The sequence below is a fragment of the Acidovorax sp. genome, assembly GCF_046339755.1.
Lineage (GTDB): Bacteria > Pseudomonadota > Gammaproteobacteria > Burkholderiales > Burkholderiaceae_C > Acidovorax.
Genome location: NZ_JBKDTZ010000379.1, coordinates 1 through 3186, shown reverse-complemented (window position 1 = coordinate 3186; position 3186 = coordinate 1). Strand labels below are relative to the sequence as shown.

The following is a 3186-nucleotide window of genomic DNA, read 5'->3' as shown; positions in this document are numbered from 1 at the left end:
GGACCCGGCGGCGCGCATCGGGGGCGACGAGTTCGTGCTGGTGCTCAGCCCGGTGGCGGGCGACGAATGGCGGGCCGTGCTCGATCGCTTGATGCAGGCCGCCTGCCAGCCCGTGCACCTGCCGGCCGGCGGCGCGCCCGTGCAGGTGGGCATGAGCATCGGGGTGGCGCTGTCGCAGGGCCGGCTCGATGCGCAGGAGCTGCTGGCCGAGGCGGACGAGGCCATGCTGCAGGCCAAGCGGTCCGGCAAGCACCGCGTGCAGTTGGCGCAGGCGGTGCAGCCGCTGTCTTGACGCCGCGGGAGGGCTACGCTGGCAGGTACTGGCGCAAGAAGAGTTCGAGCTCGTCGGCCGGCAGCGGCCGGCTGAACAGGTAGCCCTGGGCCTCGTCGCAGCCCTGCTCGCGCAGGAAGGCCAGTTGCTCCGGCGTTTCCACGCCCTCGGCCGTGGTGCGCATGCCCAGGGCCTGGGCCATGCGGATGATGGCGCTCACGATGGCGCGGTCGTTGCCATCATCGCCCAGGTCGCGCACGAAGGACTGGTCGATCTTGAGCTTGAAGATCTGAAAGCGCTTGAGCTGGCTCAGCGATGAGTAGCCGGTGCCGAAGTCGTCCATGGACATGCGCACGCCGCGCGCGTGCAGGCTGTCCATGGTCTCCACGGCCGAGTGCGGGTCGTCGACCGCAACGCCCTCGGTCAGCTCCAGCTCCAGGCAATCGGGCGGCAGCTCGAAGATGGTCAGGATGCGGCTCACCAGCTCGGGCAGCTGCGGCTGGCGGAACTGGATCGCCGACAGGTTGACCGCCATGGTCAGCCCCGGAAAGCCGTTGGCGTGCCAGTCCTTGAGCTGGGTCAGGGCGGTGCGCAGCACCCATTCTCCGATCTGCAGGATCTGGCCGCTGTCCTCGGCGATGGGGATGAACTCGGTCGGCGAGATGCTGCCCATCTGCGGATGCTCCCAGCGCAGCAGGGCCTCCACGCTGTGCACCTGGCCGGTGGCCAGGTGGATCTGGGGCTGGTAGTGCAGGTGCAGCTGGCCGCGCTCCAGCGCCCGGCGCAGCGCGTTCTCCACCTGCAGCGCACGCACCGACTGGGCCTGCATCTCGGGCGTGAAGAAACGGAAGGTATTGCGCCCGTCGAGCTTGGCGCGGTACATGGCCACGTCGGCCGACTGGGTCAGCGTGTCGAAGTCGCTGCCATCCTGCGGGAACAGCGCGATGCCCATGGAGGGCGCCATGGTCAGCTCATGGTGGTCGATCTGGTAGGGCTGGCGCGAGGCCTCCTGCAGCTTGCCGGCCACGCGCGCGGCGCCGTGGGCGTTGGCGCCCGGCAGCAGCAGGATGAACTCGTCGCCGCCCAGGCGCGAGACGGTGTCCTTGTCGCGCACCACGGCGCGCAGGCGCTTGGCGATCTCGACCAGCAGGGCGTCGCCCACGCGGTGGCCCAGCGAGTCGTTGACGTGCTTGAAGTGATCCAGGTCCAGGAAGATCAGCGCCAGCGGCGTGTTGCCTTCCTGTGCCACGCGGATGGCCTCCTGCGCGCGCTCGGACAGCAGGGCACGGTTGGGCAGGCCGGTGAGCGGGTCGTAGTGGGCCAGCCAGTAGATGCGGTCCTGGTCGGCCTTGCGGTCGCTGATCTCGCGGTGCAGGTCGTCCACCGTGTCGCTCAGCTGGCGCGTGCGCTCCTGCACCTGGAATTCCAGTTCCTCGTGCACGCGCGCCAGTGCTGCCTGGGCCTCCTTGCGCTCGGAGATGTCCATGGTGATCCAGATCGATCCCTGGGCCGGGTCGTCGGGATCGATGAGCTTGGCGCGCACCTCGCACGCCAGCGGCGTGCCATCCTTGCGGCACAGCGTCACCTCGCCCGCGTAGGACTGGCCGGCCGAAATCACGGGGTAGCAGCGCTGGCCCACCTCGGCCCAGTCCTGGTCGCTGGCATACCAGCGCCGTGACGGGCTGCCTGCCAGCTCGCCCTGGCCATAGCCCAGCATGTGTTCGAAATGGCGGTTGCAACGCGTCATGTGCCGGTCGCGCAGGAAGACGATGCCCACCATGGCCTGGTCGAACAGCACCTGCTTTTCGCGCACGGCGGCGCTCAGCAGGGCCTGGGCCTGCTTTTGCTCGTCGATGTCGTCCAGGATCCAGATGGAACCCTCGCTCGTGTCGGCCGGGTTGATCAGCCGGCCCGTGAGGCTGCCCCAGAACAGCCGCCCGTTGCGCCGGCGCATCTGGCGCTCCACCCGGAAGGCCTGGCCCTGGGCCAGCACGGGATAGGCTTCACGCCCCAGGGCACGGAAGGCCTCGCGGTCAGGGTAGAAGGCCTCGCTGCTCAGGCCCGCCAGGCGCTGCGCCGACTCATAGCCGAAGATCTCCGCATAGCGCTGGTTGCAGCGCACCACCACGCGCTGGCGGATGAACACGATGCCCACGCCCGCGCTCTCCAGCAGCGTCTGCTGCTCGCGCAGCGTGCGCTCCAAAGACGCGTCGGAAGATTCCCCAGACGGCAGGCGTTCTGGGGCAATGGACAGCAAGGACATGGCGGCCGGACCCGGAGGGAGAGGCGCGATGCCCCACAAATATGTACCAAAGTGTAGCAGCCCAGGCTTACAGCGGTAACCGCTTGGTAACCGGGGCCCTGCCTGAGTCTGGGGAAGGGCCTGCAGGCCCGGTGGGGAGCGTCTCCTGCACCTTTGTCACGGTGCTGACACCGCATGGACATGCAGGCGTCACCTGGGGCTTCCAAACTCCCCCGTATTGAAGCACACCACCCGGTGATCCGGGGCACCAGCGGCCATGGGGCCGCCCAGTACGAAGGAGTTGATCCATGAGCGATTTGCCCAACACCACCCTGCCGCTGGCCCCTGCCGCCTCGTCCAGGGGCGCGATCCAGCGCCCTGAATCCGTGGTCGGCGCAGTCGCCGCGGTGGCTGGCATCGCGGTGCGTGGCGGTGTGGAGGTGGAGTGGGCACGGCACCTCGACGAGGTCCGCCAGGCGCAGAAGCTGCGCTTTGACGTGTTTGCCGGGGAAATGGGCGCTCGATTGACGACCCCCGTTCCCGGCCACGACGTGGATCTGTTCGACGACTACTGCGAGCACCTCCTGGTGCGCGATGCGGCCAGCCGGCAGGTGATTGGCACCTACCGGGTGCTGACCCCCGCCCAGGCCAGGCGCGTGGGCAGCACCTACAG

Annotated in this window: 3 protein-coding genes; 2 read left to right on the top strand and 1 reads right to left on the bottom strand. The window is 68.8% G+C overall.

Features of this window, described 5'->3' with window-relative positions; all coding sequences use genetic code 11:
* On the top strand, nucleotides 1–292 hold a 292-nt coding region (locus tag ACK59X_RS32640), incomplete at its 5' end, for a GGDEF domain-containing protein (protein ID WP_409963312.1).
* 13 nt (nucleotides 293–305) lie between these two features.
* Here ACK59X_RS32640 and ACK59X_RS32635 read toward each other — a convergent pair.
* The gene (locus ACK59X_RS32635; RefSeq protein WP_409963310.1) at nucleotides 306–2534 is read right to left on the bottom strand and encodes an EAL domain-containing protein; all 2229 of its coding nucleotides are present in this window, start codon (nucleotides 2532–2534) and stop codon (nucleotides 306–308) included.
* A 287-nt stretch (nucleotides 2535–2821) separates the two neighbouring features.
* On the opposite strand from ACK59X_RS32635, the gene ACK59X_RS32630 reads away from it, so the two are divergent.
* On the top strand, nucleotides 2822–3186 hold a 365-nt coding region (locus ACK59X_RS32630; RefSeq protein ID WP_409963308.1), incomplete at its 3' end, for a GNAT family N-acetyltransferase.

What these genes read in the sequence shown, in the direction of transcription:
- ACK59X_RS32635 (WP_409963310.1), bottom strand. Translation starts at nt 2,534, where the DNA reads ATGTCCTTGCTGTCCATTGCCCCAGAACGCCTGCCGTCTGGGGAATCT.